Here is a 17281-nt window from a genome sequence, read left to right as displayed (position 1 = left end):
TTACTCAGTGGCTGGCTGCTTGCCCTGCTAAGTTTGGCGCCGAGGCTGCTGCCCGCCCAAGCTGCGTCGCCCCAGGCCTTTCTGCAGCAGTTTGGGCCGGCCGAGGGGCTCAGCCAGCTGTTTATCTACTGCCTGCTGCAAGACCGGCAGGGCTACCTCTGGCTGGGCACTTCCGAGGGCCTGGTGCGCTACGACGGCACCCGCTTCGTCACCTTCACCACCCGCGATGGCCTGGCCGATAACTTCGTAACCAGCCTGCGCGAAGACCCGGCCACCGGCCAGCTGTGGGTGGCGCACTACCACGGCGCCCGCTCGGTGCGGCGAGCGGCGGGCGGGCGTTTTCGGGCCGCTCGGCCCGGCGAAGGCGGCGCGTGGCACCCGCCCACCGGCCCCCCGCCCATCGACACTGCCCGCCTGGGGCGTTACCAGCGGCGCTACCGCCTAGGGCTGCCCGCCGAGGTAGCGCCCTCCTGCCTGCTCGAAGACCGGGAGGGCAACGCCTGGCTGGGCACCGCCGGCCAGGGCCTGTGGCGCCACGCCGACCGATTTCTGAGTTTGTGGCCCACCCTGCCACGGCAGGCGCCACTGGTGCTGGGCAGCCTGCCCACGGCGGGCGGCGCACAGGCCTGGGCCACGTTCGATAATTCGTTCTTCTACCACCTGCCCACCGCGCCGGCCGGCCAGCTCACCGCTACCAACCCGTGCATTCCACCCGTGCCGGGCGGCCCGGCCAGGGTGCTACTGGCCCGCCCGGCGGCCCTAGGCGGCGGCTTCTGGCTAGGCACTCGGGCGGGAAGCGTATGGGCGGTGGCCGCGCCCGGCCAGCCCGCCGAGTTGGTGCCGGGCCTGGGCGGCGGCCAGGGGCTGGGCTCGGCCGTGACGGCCCTGGCCTACGCGCCCAGCTCGGGCTTGTGGGTGGGCACCCAGGCCGATGGGGTGTACTACCTGCCTACGCCTAAGGCCGGCCGGCCAGCGCCGGGCGTGCGCCACTTCACTACCGCCTCGGGCCTGCTGCACAACAGCACCACCGCCCTGCTGGCCGACCGCCGCGGGCGCATCTGGCTGGCGGCGCCCGGCACGGGACTGGCCAACTGGCAGCCCGGCCAGCCGCACTTCACCTACTATCGCCTGGCCGCCGGTGGGCTCAATGCCACCACCCTGGCCGAAGATGCCGACGGCACCATCTGGGTGGGCACCGAGGGGCAAGGGCTCTTTTACCAGCGGGCCGGCCGCGGGCGCTGGCAGCACCTGCAAGCCCCCGGCGCCCTACCCAGCGACTACGTGGTGGCGCTGCAGGCCCTGCCAGCCCCGCTGGCAAGCCAGCTGCTGCTGGTGCACCCGCAGGGCCTGAGCCTGCTTGATACGCGCCGCGCCACCGCCCAGCCCCTTACGGCCGCCACCGACCCCCTAGGGCAGGGCGGCCTGCCCGGCCCGGCGCTGGCCACCCACCCGGCGCTGGCGTGGCTGGCTACCCGCGCGGGCCTGCTGCGCCTCGACCTGACGGCGCTACCCCGCCAGCCGGTCGCGCTGGCGCCACCCGGCCTGGCCTTCACCGGGGCCGAGGTAGATGGGGAAGCCCACCCGGCGCAGGCCTTGGGGTCGCTCAGCCCGCGCCAGCACCGGGTTAGCTTTGCCTTCCAAGGCATTAGCCTGGCGGCGGGCGGCGGCGGCGCGCTGCAGTACCGCTACCGCCTGCGCGGGCTGGCCGACGAGTGGAGCCGCCCCAGCCTGGCCGACGAGGCGCAGTTTGCGGGCCTGGGGCCGGGGCGCTACGAGCTGCAGGTGCAGGTGCGCCGCCCGGCGCCCGGCGCGGCGTGGAGCCCGCCCCTGGCCAGCGCATTCCGCATTGCCACGCCCTGGTGGCGCCAGGGCTGGGTGGCGGCCTTGGGCGCGCTGCTGGCCCTAGGGCTGCTGGCACTGCTGGTGCGGGCCCGCGAGGCCACCCTGCGGCGCCAGAAATACCAGCTGGAGCACACCGTGCGCGAGCGCACCGCCGAGCTGCGCCAGCGCCAGCACCACATCGAGCGCATCAACGCCGAGCTGCTGGTGGCCCGCGACGCGGCCGAGGCGTCGCGCCGGGCCAAGGCCCAGTTTCTGGCCAACATGAGCCACGAGATTCGCACGCCCATGAACGCGGTGATTGGCCTCACCAACCTGCTGCGCGAAACCAACCCCACGCCCGAGCAGCAGGAGTACCTGGGGGCCATCGGCTCGTCGTCGCACAACCTGCTGGTCATTCTCAACGACATCCTCGACTCGTCGAAGATGGAAGCCGGCAAGCTCACGCTCGAGCAGGCGCCCTTTGCCCTGCCCGCGCTGGTGCAGGGCCTAGGCACCATGTTTCGGCACACTGCCGCCAGCAAAGGTCTGGCGCTGAGCGTAGTGGTAGACCCCGCCGTGCCCGCGGCCGTGCTCGGCGATTCGGTGCGCCTGCAGCAAGTACTGGTTAACCTGGTCAGCAACGCGCTCAAATTCACGCGCCAGGGCGGCGTGCGGGTGAGCGTGGCCCCGGCGCCCGGCGCGGCCCTAGACGCCGGGCACGCGGTGCTGCGCTTTGCGGTGCAGGACACGGGCATTGGCATTCCGGCCGATAAGCTGACAACCATTTTTGAGGATTTTTCGCAGGCCAATACCAGCACCACCCGCGAGTTTGGCGGCACCGGCCTGGGCCTCAGCATCGCCCGCAACCTGGTGCAATTGCACGGCGGCCAGCTCACGGTGCAGAGCGAGGTGGGCGTGGGCTCGGTGTTCAGCTTCGAGCTACCCTACGCCCTGGCCGACGAGGCCCTGCTGCACGCCACCACCGTAGCCACCGGCCCGCTGCCGCCCTTCGCGCCCGGCCTGCGGGTGCTGGTGGCCGAAGACAACGCCCTCAACCAGCTGGTAGCCCGCAAAACGCTGGAAAACTGGCACGTACACGTCACCATGGCCGACAACGGTCGCCTGGCCGTGGAGCAGGCCCTGGCCGCCACCGTGCCCTTCGACGCCGTGCTGATGGACGTGCAGATGCCCGAGCTGGACGGCTACGCGGCCACCCGCCTGCTGCGCGAGCGCTTTCCCGATGCGGCTGCGCTGCCCATTATCGGCCTCACCGCTTCGGTGCTGCCCGAAGACCGCACCCTGGCCCTGGCCGTGGGCATGAACGACATCCTGGCCAAGCCCTTCGAGCCCGCCACCCTGCACGCTCGGCTGGCTTATTTCACGGGCCGCGCCACGGGGCCGGCGGGCACTGCCCCTAGCCCCCTGCCGCCCCCGCAAAGCCCCGCGCCCGCCGCGCTGCCGCGCCCCAGCTGGCAGCAGCTAGAAGAGCTGGCCGGCGGTAACGAGCAGTTCGTGCAGCAGATTGTGCGCACCTTTCTGGAGCAGGCCCCCGCCCTAGAGCTGCTGCTGCCCGAGGCGTACCCCCACGACCCCGCCACCCTGGCCCAGCTGGCCCACAAGCTCAAGGGCCAAGTGGCTTATTTTGGCGTACCAGGCCTGCACGCCCAGCTCGATGAGCTGGAGCGGGCGGCGCGGCAGCCCGGCTGCCCCTACGGCGCGGCCCTCATCCAGTCGGTGCGGCAGCAGCTGGCGCACCTGTACCCTTTGCTGGCCGAGCGGGCCTAGGGTCAACGCCTGTGGGGTCGCCCGGCCCTTTGCCGCCCGCCAGGCGCAGAACACTCACCGCGTCTGCTCTGGCTCATGCCCATATTTGCAGCCCTGCTCGTCCGTATTGCCCCTTGCTTATACCTGCTACTTTATGCCAGCCACCGACCTTGAGCCTACTACCACCGCCCCACTCCGCTGCCTGGTAGTGGACGACGACCCCATTGCGGTGCAAATTGTGTCTAACTGCGTGAAAAACACGCCCTTTTTGGAGCTGGCCGCTACGTGCAGCAGCGCGCTAGAGGCGGCCGACGTGTTGCGCAGCCAGGCGTTTGACGTGCTGTTTCTGGACGTGGAAATGCCCCAGATGTCGGGCCTCGACCTGCTGCGCACCCTGCCCGACCCGCCCCAGGTGGTGCTCGTCACCAGCAGCGAGTCGTATGCCATCCAGGCGTTCGAGTTTTCCGTGGCCGACTACCTGCTCAAGCCCATCTCGTATCCCCGCTTTTTGCAGGCCGCCCAGAAGGTGGCCGAAGCCGTAGTGGCCAGCCGCCAGGCCGAGGCCGAAGCCGCCGGCCCCGCCGCGCCCGCCGACCAGGCGGCCGAGTTCACCTTCGTGAAAGTCGATAGCCGGCTGGTGCGCGTCAATTTCGCGGAGGTATACTACGTGGAGGCGCTGGGCGACTATGTGCACATCGTCACGACTGGCCACAAGTATATCGTGTACAGCACGATGCGCGCCATTGAGGAGAAGTTTCCCGCCCACCGCTTCGTGCGGGTGCACCGGTCGTTCATTATCAACATCAACTTTGTGCAAGCCCTGGAAGACAGCTCCTTGCTAATCAAAGACAAGTATATTCCGGTGGGGCAAACCTACCTGCGGGGCCTGCTGCAGCGGCTCAATAAGCTGTAGCCTGTAGCCTGGCCTAGGGCCTTACTCATAAACCGTGTTTTCAAGCCTTTTGCATGCGTTCCATCCTCTTACTCGCGGGCTTGCTGGGAGCAGCGGCCAGCCCCGCCTGGGCCCAGGCCGACAGCACGGCTACCGCGCCGGGTGCCATTGCCTGCGGCCCCATGCAGCCCGCCCAGCTTTGCGTCGATTTCGACGCCAGTCGCTCGGCTGATGCCAATGCCGGTGAGCTAATGTACCGCTGGAACATGGGCGACGGCCGCACCGAAACCGGCCTGCAAATCACACATTGCTACGCCACCCGCGCCCGCTACCAAGTCACGCTCGACGTGCTGGTGCCCGCCACCGGCGAGGTGCGCCGCGCCGAGCGCACCTTCGAAGTAGACTTGCTGACGCGCCCGGTGCTCAATTTCAGCGTGGGGCCCACCACCACAGCCCGCGTTGGGCAGCCCGTGGTGTTCGATGCCCTCGACTCGGCCCTGACCAGCCAGTGCCAGTCGGTCACGACGGTGTGGGACTTCCGCGACGGCTTCACGCAGCAGGGCCGCCGCGTCGAGCACACCTTCCGCAAGGCCGGCCGCTTCCAGGTGCGCATGAGCCTGCGCGGCTACGGCGGCGGCACCTGCGGCGAAAGCAACTGCGTCAGCCAGGAGGTGGTAGTAGCGCCCTAGCGAGAACCCTAGGGCCTACTCCGGCGTGCCCTTGCGCAGCGTAGAGAGCGTAAATTCCCAGAGGTCTTCGTAAGGAATAATTTCGATTTGGGCTTCGGCCTCACCTACCAGCGGGGCCTCGCGCAGCTGCACCAGCAGTTTTTGGCTGCGCGGCTCCACCTCCAGTTCCTTGGGGTCGAAGTTGGCTTCGGGCATCAGCAGCAGCAGGCGCAGAAAAGTGCGGCTGCGCAGGGCAGCCTTGTCGCGCAGGTGGCGCTGTTGGTACTTGCGCAGGCGCTCCAGGCGCGAAAGCACGGGCTCTAGCATCCGCTGCTGCAGGTAGTGCAGCAACTGAAATATCAAGATGGCCACGTTGTAGCCCCGCTTATCGCGGGTGTACTCGGGCACGGCAAGCGAAGCAAACACCGTCAGCTGGCTACGGCGGCCTAGGGGCAGACGCTCGTGCGGCTGCACCAGCTCGGTATAAGCTTCCAGCAGTTCCCACTGGGCCAAAGCGGCTGGCCGCTGCTTTTGGTACGATGGGTTTTTGTGCGCTACCTGCACCAGGCGCAACGCCTTCTCGTAATCGGCGGCGTGCAGCGCCAGCAGCACAAAGTACTCGTAGAAATAGAACCAGTTGCTGGAAGTAGGGTGAATATCATGCACATACTCTTCGGCCAGCCGCAGGCCTAGGGAGGCCTGGCGGTCCCGCAAGTGCGCCAGGATGCTTATGAAATTGTTGAAGCGCTTGTCAAAGCGATGCGCGTTGAGCTTGCCTTCCGCCAGGAGCTGATTAGCCTCATTGGTATAACGAATTAGCTCGTCGTAGCGCCCCACCATTTCGGCGTAAATAATCTGCAGACGATAGAGGGCAAAGAAAGTATTGAATGTATTAGCCTTGGCGTGTAGTTCTTCCAGGCGAATTATGTAAGAAGGCAGCTGAGGAACCACTACCTGGCGGCGGGCTACAGTATCTGACATAGCCAAGCGCACGTCGAGCATCAGCTGTTCGGCCTCGCGCTCCCACTTCAATAGCTGGCGTAGCTGTTGCAATTCCTTATCGACCGCTTTGTATTGGTGACTATCGCTGCGGTCGACATAGAGTGTGCGCAGGCGCTGCACCGCTAGCTCAGCATAGTTTGTGAAGTCACTCTCCAACGCCAACCGCAGGCAGCGCCGCAATAGACGCTCACAAAGCTGGTATTCGCCTTCCAGGAATAGGATAGTGGCTTTATGCAGTAAATCAAGGCATTCCAGCTCATAGCGGCGCGATACCAGCAAACGGGCGTCCGTATGGTCAAGGAAAAAAAGGTGGTTTAGCAGCTTATCCTGAACGCGAGTTCGCAGTTTGCGCATCGCTGTTTGGCTAGCGGCCGAGTTGTTGCTGTAAAGGGTTTTAGTGAGCTGGGCCACAGATACCCCAGGCTTAGCTACAATGGCTTGCATCAACCGCTCCTCTTTACCTGGCTGGGCGGCATCTAGGTCTAATAACGGTCGATTAGTTGACCGGCGCAATGTCACAATTCGAGCCAGATTTGCAATTTCCTTCATTTAAAAAGTGGGTTTTAAGCACCAGAAGCCACTTTTAGCCTTCAGTCCTCCTCAGCTGACGAGCTGCCAAAAATAGGCGAATTGTCCTTTCAGTAGCTAACGTAAGCCGTAATCTTTGCATCGTGGCTAAGTGGATATATTCACTCGTGACCATGTCACAATTCGATGGGTTTTTGCAAGCGGCTAGTTCTTATTTTAAGGACTAATCCAATTTTCATTTGTAACTAGCAGCCATAAAACAGGAAAAGTAAAACTTTATCTTGCTTTAGTTATTGTCACGCCAAATTTGGTTTTGTCCTTTTTAAAGCGTAACAGTAGCAAGAGTTTTGTATCACCTTTTCACTGCATCACCTATCGAACAACATGTTTACTCTTGCTGCCGCCGCTCTTTTTCAAATAGCTACTTTATTCAGTTCGGCTAACGTAGCCACTATCGGTGGCTCGGGCGGCTGGGGCAGCGGCGACGTGGCCGTTATCGGCGGCTCGGGCGGCTGGGGCAGCGGCGACGTGGCCGTTATCGGCGGCTCGGGCGGCTGGGGCAGCGGCGACGTGGCCGTTATCGGCGGCTCGGGCGGCTGGGGCAGCGGCGACGTGGCATAATCACGAAGATGTAGCAAATAGTACCTTCCTCTACTTACCTTGCTGACGGTTGTTTAGCTAAAACACCGTCTAATGCATTCTCGCTGGTTAGTAGGATTTCTATTTGTTTTTCTAGGCAGCTGCGCGGCACCAACTACTCATCATCCGGCAGATGCGCTGGTTCGTATCCGTTGGGAACGTGACCCGGAGACGCTAGACCCGTTGGCGTTGTCCAACCAATACGCTGTTGATGCGGTTAACTTACTGCACGAGGGGCTATTACAGATAGATTATCAAACGGGCTCTTTTATGCCCGCCTTGGCTGAGCAACTCCCTAGGCTGCGCTTAGTAAGCGATTCGCTGCTGGAGCTAGACTACCAGTTGCGCCCCCAGGCAAAGTGGGACAATGGCCAGCCTGTACTGGCAGCCGACATTGTGTTCACGCTGAAGCTCCTCTATTGCCCTGGCCTACCCAACGAGCGGGCCCGCACGGAAATGGGGTTCATCAAGGATTGCCGCACCGACCCGGCCGACCCGCGCCATCTGACGCTCATCTGCCAGGGGCAGGCACCCGAATACCAGTGGGCCGCGAGCGATTTTCCGGTGCTGCCCGAGTCAGCGCTAGACTCGGCACACACCTTGCGTGCGGTATCATTGCCCGAGCTGCGGCGTGGCGCGGCGGCTAGTCCAGCCGTGGCAGCTTTCGTGGCGCGCTACCGGCAAGCCAACGTGGGGCGCTACCCAGCGCACTTGCCGGGCTGCGGGCCCTACCGCCTAGCCGACTGGCAAACCAACCGCGTGCTGCGTTTTGAGCGCAAAAGTGAGTGGTGGGCCGACAAGCTGAGCGCCCCGCCTTTCGTGTTGCAGGCGCACCCTCGGCAGCTCCAGTTTCTCATCATCCCCGATGCTACTGCGGCAGCCCTGGCCCTGCGGCGGCACGAACTAGATGTGCTGCCGCAAGTGCCCGCCCCGCTCTTTAAGCAACTGCAGCAGTCGGAAACCCGCCAGGAATTGGCCTTCTACACCACTACTTCCTACAATGTGGTAACGGTGGGCTTTAATACGGAGCGCCCTACCCTGCGAGATAAATACACGCGCCGGGCCCTAGGGCAGCTGCTGGACCCGGCCGCGCTGGCGCAAGCCACGCAGCAAGTGCCAGGCCTACGCACGGCCAGCATCCTGCCCCCCACCAGTCCCTATTATAACGATAGCCTGCCGCTGCCCGCCTACAACCCTGGCCAAGCGGCGGCTTTGCTGCGCCGCGCCGGCTGGCAGCGGCAGGCCGATGGGCACTGGTACCGGGCCGCCCAACCCACGCCCCTGGCGTTAGACCTCCGCTACCGCAGCGATGATGCCATGCTAAGCACCGTGGGGCTACAGCTGCAGCAAGCGGCAGCGCAGCTGGGCATTGCGGTAACCCTGTGGCCCACCGAGGGCACGCTGCTAGCCCAAACGCTGCAAGCAGGCAATTTTGATGCCTACGTGAAGATGACGAAGGGCAGTCCGTTCGTGCTAAATTTCTCGCCACTGCTACACTCGCAAGCCATTGGCGCCGGCAACCTGACGCGCTTCAGCAACCCGGCCAGCGACCGGCTCCTGGATGCCATCGGCGTTGAAGGCCGCCCGGCGCGCAAGCGCCAGCTGCTGCGCCAGTTTCAGCGGCTGCTGCGCGATGAAGCGCCGCTGGTGCCGCTATTTATGCTGCCCAACCGCCTGGTGGCCGACCGTCGCCTGCGCCACATTACCCCCTCGGGACTGAAGCCAGGCTACGTAGCGGCAGCCATGACCTGGGCGGCCAATACTGCCGCCGGGCGCTGATATGCTGGGCTGGCTACTTACCCGGCTGGTAGGGGTGGTGCTGGCCGCCTGGCTGCTGGCCTCGGCTGTTTTTTTGCTCGGCCAGCTCCGGCCCTCCTTTGCCGAGCAGCAGGCCCTGGCGCGCACCGACGAGCCAGCAGCGGCCTTTAGCTCGCCTGGCCAGGTAGCGGCTAGCCAACAGGCGCTGCGCCAGCGGCTGGTACTCGACCAGCCCGCTTTTTACGTCACCCGCGCGGCCGGGCCGCCGGTGCGCTGGCAGTGGCACGGCTTGCACAACCAGTACCACCATTGGCTGCGCGGGGTACTGCGCGGGCAGTGGGGTCGCTCGCTGCGCGACGACCAGCCCGTGCTGGAAAAGCTGGCACCCGCCCTTGCTTATACCCTGCCGCTCATGAGCCTGGCCCTGGCCTTGAGCACGGCGCTGGCCCTAGGCCTAGGCGCCTACCTGGCCAGCGGCCCCTTAGCTACCCCTGGCCGGGTGGCGCTGCGTCTGGTCCTCACGGGCTTGCAGGCGCTGCCGCTGTTTGTGCTGGCGCTGCTGCTGCTGCTGCTGCTGGCCAATCCGGAAATGCTTGACATCCTGCCCGCTGCCGACCTAGGCAACTACGACGCTGACCCTAGCAGCGGGCGCTGGCTGGCTGCTTATTTCATTCGCCTGGCGCTGCCGCTGCTGAGCTTGGTGCTGGCCGCCTTGCCCGAGCTAACCTTGCCGCTAGCCGCCGCCCTGCGCCACGAGCTGGCCAGTCCCTACGCCGTAGCCGCCCGCGCCAAGGGGGTGCCCGCCCGCCGGCTGGTGTGGCACCACGCCCTGCCCAATGCGGTGCTGCCGCTGCTGGTTACGCTCACGGGCCTGCTACCGGCGCTAGTGGCGGGGGCCGTGGTGGTAGAAGTTTTGTTTGCGCTACCCGGCATGGGCCGCCTGCTGGCCGAAGCCGCGGCCACCCAAGACTACCCCGTGCTAATTGCCGGTGTGCTGCTCACGGCCGGCGTACGCCTGCTGGCGCTAGTGGCTGCCGACCTCCTCCACTACTGGCTAGACCCGCGCTTGCGCGCTACCCTGGCATGAAAGCGCCCCGGCTACACCCATCTAGCGGAGGCGCCGCGTACTGGGCGCTGGGATGGCTGGCGCTGGTAGCGGCCGTGGGCCTGCTGGCCCCATGGCTACCCCTACCCTACTCCGCCACCGCCCCCGACCTAGCTAATATAGCCGCGCCCCCCACCTGGCACGGCCCCGCGCCACACTACGCTGGTACCGACCCCCTAGGGCGCGACGTGCTGGCGGGCCTGGTGGCCGGCAGCCGGCAGCTACTGCTGCTTAGCCTGCCCGCCACGGCGCTGGCAACGGCCCTGGGGGCGCTATCGGGCGGCGCCGCTGGCTACTGGGGCAACCACGGCCTGCGCCTGCCTGGGTGGGCAGGGCTGCTGGGGCTGGCCGCCGCCTGGTGGGGGCTGCGGCCGCCGCTGCTTGTGGGCCTGGGGGTGGCGCTGCCACTGGCAGTGCTGCTGGTGCGCTACTGGCGGCGCGGCTGGGCCGTGCCGCTCGATGGACTAGTGCTGGGGGCTAGCACACTGCTGGGCACGGTGCCGCGCCTGCTGCTAGTACTGGCCTTTGCCGCCGGCCCGCCCCTAGGCACTGGCTGGCTGCTGGTGCTGCTGGTGCTGCTGGCCTGGCCCGATATGGCCCGCCTGGTGCGCACCCAAATGCGCCAGGTGCGTACCCTGCCCTACGTAGAAGCCGCCCGCGCGGCCGGCCTGCCCACCGGCCGCGTGTGGTGGCACCACGCCTTGCCGGCCGCCAGCCAGCCACTGCGCGCGTTCGCCCCACTCACGCTGGCGGCGCTCATTGGCCTCGAAAGCACGCTCGCTTTTCTAGGAATTGGCTACTCGGAAGCGACCGTTAGCTGGGGCCAGCTGCTGGGCGAGCTGCGGCAGGCGCCCGGTGCCTGGTGGCTGGTGGCGGGCCCCGGCACCCTGCTGCTGGCTACGCTGGTGGCTTTGCAGTCGTTAGCCCGGCGCTCCGAGGTATAAGGTCCAGCTTTTTTTCGGACACCCCTAAATCTCTAAGTCACTTAGTGGGCTTTTGCTTGCTAGCAAAATACCTCTCTGAAAGGGCCTTTATTTTTGACTTTAACTATTTACTAGTCAATATTATATGAACTAATAAAACTAATACCTCAAAATCTGAATTTTAGATTATTAATCTAATAAATAGGGCTTTTCGAAGCGATTTTCGGGCAAGGCAAATGTCACAAAAAATGCGCTTATGTCCTTTTAGGGGCTCAATAGCCGTGGTAAAATTGTATCGGGAAAACGCCTATTACTTATTCCAGCCCAGCACCTCACTAGCTATTTATATCAGCCCCATGAAGACGACCTACAGCGACCCCGCAGTTTTTACCCAACATGCTTCGGCAGCGGCTGAATACGCTGCTTTGGCTGCTGGTCGCGACTTTTCAACGCCCGACGGCCGCCTAGTGCCCCGGGCCCTGGGTGAGGCCGGCCTGCGCCAGCGCACGGCCATGCTGATAGGCGGCATGCTCATCGGCAACTGGCCCGAGCATCTGTAAATCAATTCAGTACCAACCAATACCAACGCTGGCTACTATAGCCGGCCATTAGGGTCCAGTATACGAGTCCACTTATCGAATTCGAAGTATCATAGAAGCGGAAGGCTTATAGCTGAAAAACCCACTGGTACTACCGGTGGGTTTTTTAATGCCCCTAGCCCGGCAGCTGCCGGGCCAGCAGGGCAATGCCCTCGGCAAACGAGCGGGGCGCGTAGCCTAGCTCGCGCGCGGCCTTGTCGATGAGGAAGCCGGTGCGGGCGGGCCGCCGGCCGGGCTGGCTGAACGTGCTGGCATCGACGCGCTGTAGCAGAGTGCCATCTAGATTAAAATACGCGGCTACCTGCTGGGCCATTTGGTAGGGCGTCAGCGTTTCGCGGCCGCTGAGGTGGTAAATGCCCGGCGCCTGCCGCTGGGCCAGCAGCCAGCACCCTAGGGCCAGGTCCTCGGCCAGGGTGGGCGTGCGGTACTGGTCGTCTACTACTTTAATCGTCTGGTTATTGCGCAGCGAGTCGCGCACCCACTGCACCAGGTTGGAGCGGCCGCCGCCGAGCAGCGTGCCATACACGAGCACGGTGCGGGCAATGCCCCAACGCAGGCCGGGCGTGGCCTGCACCACGCGCTCGGCCGCCAGCTTGCTGCGGCCGTAGTGGCTGAGGGGGTCGGGCTCTGCGTCTTCGGCCAGCGGGCCGTGCTCGCCATTGAAAATAAAATCGGTGCTGAGATAGAGCAGGTAAACATCCTGCGCGGCGCAGGCAGCAGCCAAATACTCCACGGCCGTCACGTTCTGACGCCAGCAGGCGTCGGGGTTCAGTTCGCAGTCGTCTACCTGCGTCATGGCCGCGGCGTGAATGAGGCAGTCGGGCTGCTCCTCGGCCAGCACCTGGCGCACCTGGGCAGCATCCGTCACGTCGAGCGGGCGGTAGCGCAGGGCCGGGAAGTAGGGCGCCAGGCGGTTGGGGCCGCGCCCGGTGGCCAGCAGCTCCACCGCGGGCTGGGCCAGAAGCAGGGCCGCCAGCTTCTGGCCCAGCAGGCCGTTGGCACCCGTTACCAGTAGTTTCATACCCTAGGCCGCCGTTAATAGGTATAGCCGAAGCGCGCGGCAATCTTCTTTTTTTTCAGCTTCTCTACCGTCATCGTCATCTTCACGTCGGTCAGGGGGCGGTCGCGGGCGTCGCGGGGCAGGGCCGCTATCTTATCAATAACGTCTTGCCCCTTAATTACTTGCCCAAATACGGTGTACTGCCCATCCAGGAAGTGCGTGCCCTGGTGCTTCTCCACGATGTAGAACTGGCTGGCGTTGCTGGCGCGGCTGGGGTTCACGAAATCGGCCTGGCGGGCGGCGGCCACGGCGCCGTAGTCGTGGCGGTGGCCGGCGCTTAGCTCGGCCGGAATGGTAGGCTCGCCGCTCGGGCCCTGGCCGTCGTTGGTCGGGTCAGCATCCTTCGAGTAGGGGTCGCCGCCCTGCACCATAAAGTTGGGCACCACGCGGTGGAAGGTAGTGCCATTGTAGTAGCCGTCGCGGGCCTTCTTCAAAAAATTAGCCCGGTGCAACGGCGTGTCGCTAAACAAGATAAGTTGAATGTCGCCCAGACTGGTGCTGATGGTCACAACCTCATCCTTCTTGCCGGGCCGGGGCTTTTTAGCCCCTAGGGCCGGCTCGCTCAGGGCAGCCAGCCCTAGGGCCACTACGGCAAGCCAACGGAATTTCCACTGCATAGCAAACGGTAAAACGACGGGGGACAAGGCAAAAGTAGGCCGGGGGCATTGCCCGCGCTAGCCGCGCGCCTCCCGGATGCTGGCCATAATGGCGGCGCCCCCGCTGCCCAGCACCCGCTCGGCCACGGCCATACCCAGGCCCTCGGCCTGCGCGGCGGGGGCCGTTTGCACGGTATCGACGTACTCCTCGCCCCCTAGGCTCACCAGGCCGCCGTGCAGGCTAATGTGGCCCGCGTCGGTGAGGGTAGCCAAGGCAAACGAGGGGATGCTGCACCCGCCCTCCATGGTGCGCAAAAAGGCCCGCTCGGCCAGCAGGCAGCGGTGCGTGTCGGGGTGGTCGAGGGCCAGCTTTATCTTATTTTTCAGCTCGTCATCCAGAAAGCGCGAGCACTCTACCGCGATGCTGCCCTGGCCCACGGGCGGCACAAAGCGGGCGGTAGGCAGCTCGTGGCGGATGAGGGCGTTGTAGCCCATGCGGTGCACGCCGGCGTAGGCCAGCACCAGGGCGTCGGCCTGGCCTTCTTCGAGTTTGCGGAGGCGGGTTTGCAAATTGCCGCGCATCTCCACCAGGTTGGCCTGCGGGTAGAAGCGGCGCAGCAGCGCCCGGCGGCGCGTGCTGCTGGTGCCCAGCACAATACCGGGCCGCGTTAGCTCGAAATTCTCTTGGAAACTGACTACCACATCGTTAGTCTTCTCGCGCTCCAGAAAAGCCAGCAGCTCCAGGTCGGGCGGCAGGGTGCTTTGCACGTCCTTGGCCGAATGAATGGCTAGGTGCGTATCGCCCAGGCGCAGGCTTTCTTCCAACTCTTCGGTGAATACGCCCTTGGCCCCGATTTTGGCCAGCGAGCGGTCGAGCACTTTGTCGCCCACGGTTTGCATGGGCACTATTTCGGTGGGCAGGCCAGCTTGCTTGAGCAGGGCGGCTACGTGCTCGGCTTGCCACAGCGCGAGGCGCGAGGCGCGGGTGGCGAGGCGGATAGGAGTATCGGGCATATAACTAGTTAAAGCGCGAAGTTTCGCGAGGGTAAAACAGGTTTCGCAACCTGAGTATTCAACCTTGCGAAACCTATTTTAACCTCGCGCTTAGTCTTTAGAAACAAACAAGGGGTGAAACCGCACGCCGTGCAGTCCGCTATACTCGACGGATGGCGCGGGAATCTTGAAAAACTGGCCGGCACTGAGCAGCTGCTGGCCGGTGTAGTTGAGGCCCGGCAGGCGCCCTAGGCTCACGTCGGGCGCGAGGTAAAACTGGCGGTAGCGGGTAAGTTTCACTTCCTGGCCGGTGCTGGGGTCGAAGTAGGGTGGGTTGGCGTGGCCGCCCGTCAGGCCGCTGCCGCTGTAGCCCACGGCCAAATTCAGCCAGCGCGGAAACGAAGGGCCCACCGGCAGCACCGACGCCACGTTCACCGACAGCCAGTACTGCTGGCCGTTGTAGTCCTTGAGCATCTGGTTACCAATGTTTTTGCCCAGCAAATTGGGGCGGTATTGGGGGTAGAGGCTGCGCCGCCAGCCGTAGCGCAAACTCACCTTCTGCTCGCCAAAGCCGTATTGCTGGCCCATAAACAAGCCAATGCCGGCGAGGTTGGCGGCCATGTCGCCCTTCGAGAAGCCCCAGCCCTCCGAGCGCCCATCGAACAGCTCGATGGTGGTTTGGTAGAGCAGCGAGATGAGCCCGCCGGTGAGGATGCTGGCCCGTTCGTTGACCCCGCTCCACCGAAAGAGCTGGTACTCGCCCTGGCCGATGGCGTAGGCCGTGGTGGCGTGGCCCACCTTGTCCATTTGCAGCCATTCGCCATTGTCGTTGAACGAGTGGAAAGGCACGCGCTTGGTGTACCAGGTTTTGCCCAGGAAGTAGCTGGTGAGCGCGTACACCACCACTGTGCCCGCTACTACGCCAATAAAGCGCCCCTGGTGCAGGCCGGCATCGGCGGCCGGGTCGGGCACGGCCTGCGCCCGGGCCGGCCCTAGGGGCAAGCTGGCAAGTAAGACGAGGGCTAGCAGGCGGCGCATAGGGCAAAAGTACCGTGGACTCTGCGAGTCCGCGCGTGTAGCACTGGCCGTTCAAACGCGCGGACTCGCAGAGTCCACGGTACGTTACGCCCGGCGCAGCTGCTGGCCTAGGCGCAGCGAGGCATCGACGAACACCATGCGCGGGTTGGCGTTGCGTTCGATGTGGTAGTGGGCCGTGTTCAGCTCCTCGCTGAGCTGGTCGGCGTTGCGGAGCGTCACAAACCGGCTGAAGCCCTGCACGAACTGCTGCTCCTGGGCTGGCAGGTGGGGCACCAGCGCCGGGTCGAGGCCGAAGAGCAGCACCTTGCGCAGCAGCCCTAGGGAAAAGCTAAGCTGCTCTTTCTGGTTTTCGCGGCCCATCTTCTGAAACTCGTCGGCCAGGCTTAGCAAGTCCACCATCTTGGCCGAGAAGCACTTGCGCATCCACTTAATAAAGAACTCGGCGTAGTCGTGGTCGGCGCTTTGGTCGCGGCCAGCAATGGCGGCCCCTAGGTTGCCTTCGGCCAGCTGGGCCACCTGGCGCGCCTTCACCTCGGGCACGTGGTAGTGCGTGGTCAGGTAGGTGGTCAGGTCGTCTTCCGAAAAGGGACGCACCACCACCGGCTGCACCCGGCTCAGAATGGTGGGCAGCAGGCGCTCGGGCTCGTGGCTAACCAGCAGAAACACGGTGGCGGGCGGCGGCTCTTCCAGCAGCTTGAGCACGGCGTTGGCGGCGGCCGGGTGCATCAGCTCGGGCAGCCAGAGCAGCACGATTTTAAAGCGCGCCTCAAACGCTTTGAGACTCACCAGCTTCAGCAGCTGCCCAGCTTCTTCCTTCGAGATGCTTCCCTGCTTGTTCTCGGCCCCGATGTGCTGCATCCAGTCGTTGAAGCCCTGGTAGGGCCCCTCGGCCAAAAAGGTGCGCCACTCGCCCATGAACTTGGCGCTGGTGGCATCCTTAGGCACGGCCTTGGTCGTGGTAGTGGGCAGGATGAAATTGAGGTCGGGGTGCGCCAGCTTGCTGGTTTTTAGGCAGGCCGGGCAGTGGCCGCAGCTATCAAGCGCGCCTAGGGGCCGCTCCTCGCAGTTGAGGTACTGGGCGTAGGCCAGCGCCAGGGCCAGCGCCGCCGAGCCCTCGGCCCCGCGAAACAGCTGAGCGTGCGCCACGTGGCCGCGCTGCACCGATTGGCGCAGCACGTCTTTGAGGACCAGTTGATTGGGAATATCTTGAAACTGCAACGCTTAAAATCTAAAAACCATTGTTTCCAGCACCATCAGTAGCTGGAGCACGATGTACCAGCCGATAACGATGCCTACCACGGCCGCCAGGCGCTCGCCTAGGCCCGTGAAGCGGCGCACGGCCCACCACAGCAGCCCGGCGCCCAGTAGCCAGTAAAGGCCAAGAACCAGCTTAGCCACGGGCTGCACTGCCGACAGCGCCAGGCTCATAATGGGCAGCGCCGAGATGGCGAGCAATCCTATGCCCCCTAGCAAGTAGGCGAGGGCATCCGTTTTGGGCACGTTGATTTCGGCAGGCTGCATGGGTAGCGCGTGGAAAGGTGGATGAGGATTGAAAAATAACACCTGATGCTTATTCGTGCCCCTAGGCCGCGCCGGGCTGGCTGTACCCCGACCCCGAAACCGCGCTGCGGAATACGCAAGCACTGCGCCGGGCTGGGCTACTTGGCGGGTTGGTAGGGAAACACGAAGTCCGTTGCCGTAATCAGGATAACCGTTAGGACCACCAGGCCCAGGGCCCCTAGGGTGGTGCTGACCCAAGGCAGGTCTTTGCGCAAAAACCAGCGCAGCCCCAACAGTCCACCACCGCTCAGCAGCAGGTAGGCGGCGCTGTGGGCCAGCGCCTCGGGTGATTTGGCGATGAGCAGGTGCCCCACGCTTAGCAGCAGATTCACTAA

Annotated in this window: 16 protein-coding genes; 8 read left to right on the top strand and 8 right to left on the bottom strand. The window is 64.5% G+C overall.

Annotated elements, in window-relative coordinates:
- The first annotated feature begins 33 nt into the window (after window positions 1–33).
- The 3 genes from HHL22_RS19650 to HHL22_RS19640 all read left to right on the top strand — a co-directional run bounded on the left by HHL22_RS19650 (window position 34) and on the right by HHL22_RS19640 (window position 5166).
- On the top strand, window positions 34–3606 hold the full coding sequence (locus HHL22_RS19650; protein WP_169533093.1) for a hybrid sensor histidine kinase/response regulator: 3573 nt from the start codon (window positions 34–36) through the stop codon (window positions 3604–3606).
- A 133-nt stretch (window positions 3607–3739) separates the two neighbouring features.
- Window positions 3740–4498 (top strand): LytR/AlgR family response regulator transcription factor, encoded by a 759-nt coding sequence (locus HHL22_RS19645; protein ID WP_169533092.1) that lies wholly within the window; start codon window positions 3740–3742, stop codon window positions 4496–4498.
- Between the two features lie 53 nt (window positions 4499–4551).
- Window positions 4552–5166 carry a PKD domain-containing protein gene (locus tag HHL22_RS19640; RefSeq protein ID WP_169533091.1) on the top strand — a complete coding sequence of 205 codons (615 nt, stop codon included), beginning with the start codon at window positions 4552–4554 and terminating at the stop codon, window positions 5164–5166.
- Window positions 5167–5181: 15 nt separating this feature from the next.
- Here HHL22_RS19640 and HHL22_RS19635 read toward each other — a convergent pair whose 3' ends face one another.
- Window positions 5182–6198 (bottom strand): hypothetical protein, encoded by a 1017-nt coding sequence (locus HHL22_RS19635; protein ID WP_169533090.1) that lies wholly within the window; start codon window positions 6196–6198, stop codon window positions 5182–5184.
- 861 nt (window positions 6199–7059) lie between these two features.
- Between HHL22_RS19635 and HHL22_RS19630 the strand changes: the two genes are divergently transcribed.
- From HHL22_RS19630 to HHL22_RS19610, 5 genes are all read left to right on the top strand, one after another.
- The gene (locus tag HHL22_RS19630) at window positions 7060–7296 is read left to right on the top strand and encodes a hypothetical protein (RefSeq protein ID WP_169533089.1); all 237 of its coding nucleotides are present in this window, start codon (window positions 7060–7062) and stop codon (window positions 7294–7296) included.
- A gap of 288 nt (window positions 7297–7584) precedes the next feature.
- The gene (locus HHL22_RS19625; protein WP_169533088.1) at window positions 7585–9093 is read left to right on the top strand and encodes an ABC transporter substrate-binding protein; all 1509 of its coding nucleotides are present in this window, start codon (window positions 7585–7587) and stop codon (window positions 9091–9093) included.
- A 1-nt stretch (window position 9094) separates the two neighbouring features.
- Entirely contained in the window at window positions 9095–10159 is a 1065-nt protein-coding gene (locus HHL22_RS19620; RefSeq protein WP_169533087.1) for an ABC transporter permease, read from the top strand.
- A complete protein-coding gene (locus tag HHL22_RS19615) occupies window positions 10156–11121 on the top strand; it encodes an ABC transporter permease (RefSeq protein ID WP_169533086.1) in 966 nt (321 codons plus the stop codon). Before HHL22_RS19620 ends, HHL22_RS19615 begins: the two co-directional genes overlap by 4 nt.
- Before the next feature lie 335 nt (window positions 11122–11456).
- Complete coding sequence (locus HHL22_RS19610) at window positions 11457–11660, top strand: hypothetical protein (protein WP_169533085.1); 204 nt, start codon at window positions 11457–11459, stop codon at window positions 11658–11660.
- A gap of 154 nt (window positions 11661–11814) precedes the next feature.
- On the opposite strand, the gene HHL22_RS19605 is transcribed toward HHL22_RS19610, so the two are convergent.
- The 7 genes from HHL22_RS19605 to HHL22_RS19575 form a co-directional block, all read right to left on the bottom strand.
- Entirely contained in the window at window positions 11815–12720 is a 906-nt protein-coding gene (locus tag HHL22_RS19605; protein WP_169533084.1) for an SDR family oxidoreductase, read from the bottom strand.
- 14 nt (window positions 12721–12734) lie between these two features.
- On the bottom strand, window positions 12735–13376 hold the full coding sequence (locus HHL22_RS19600) for a peptidylprolyl isomerase (protein WP_169533083.1): 642 nt from the start codon (window positions 13374–13376) through the stop codon (window positions 12735–12737).
- Between the two features lie 57 nt (window positions 13377–13433).
- On the bottom strand, window positions 13434–14369 hold the full coding sequence (gene hemC / locus HHL22_RS19595; RefSeq protein ID WP_169533082.1) for a hydroxymethylbilane synthase: 936 nt from the start codon (window positions 14367–14369) through the stop codon (window positions 13434–13436).
- A gap of 90 nt (window positions 14370–14459) precedes the next feature.
- Window positions 14460–15386 (bottom strand): DUF2279 domain-containing protein, encoded by a 927-nt coding sequence (locus HHL22_RS19590; protein ID WP_169533081.1) that lies wholly within the window; start codon window positions 15384–15386, stop codon window positions 14460–14462.
- An 84-nt stretch (window positions 15387–15470) separates the two neighbouring features.
- Window positions 15471–16604, bottom strand: coding sequence for a DNA polymerase III subunit (locus HHL22_RS19585; RefSeq protein ID WP_169533080.1), 1134 nt, complete (start codon window positions 16602–16604; stop codon window positions 15471–15473).
- A gap of 3 nt (window positions 16605–16607) precedes the next feature.
- Window positions 16608–16907 carry a hypothetical protein gene (locus HHL22_RS19580; protein WP_169533079.1) on the bottom strand — a complete coding sequence of 100 codons (300 nt, stop codon included), beginning with the start codon at window positions 16905–16907 and terminating at the stop codon, window positions 16608–16610.
- Between the two features lie 137 nt (window positions 16908–17044).
- Window positions 17045–17278 carry a hypothetical protein gene (locus HHL22_RS19575; RefSeq protein ID WP_169533078.1) on the bottom strand — a complete coding sequence of 78 codons (234 nt, stop codon included), beginning with the start codon at window positions 17276–17278 and terminating at the stop codon, window positions 17045–17047.
- Between the last annotated feature and the right edge of the window lie 3 nt (window positions 17279–17281).

Source organism: Hymenobacter polaris (assembly GCF_012927305.1).
In the GTDB taxonomy this organism is placed as follows: domain Bacteria; phylum Bacteroidota; class Bacteroidia; order Cytophagales; family Hymenobacteraceae; genus Hymenobacter; species Hymenobacter polaris.
Note: the sequence above shows the minus strand (reverse complement) of the source record. Positions and strands in the feature narration are given on the sequence as shown.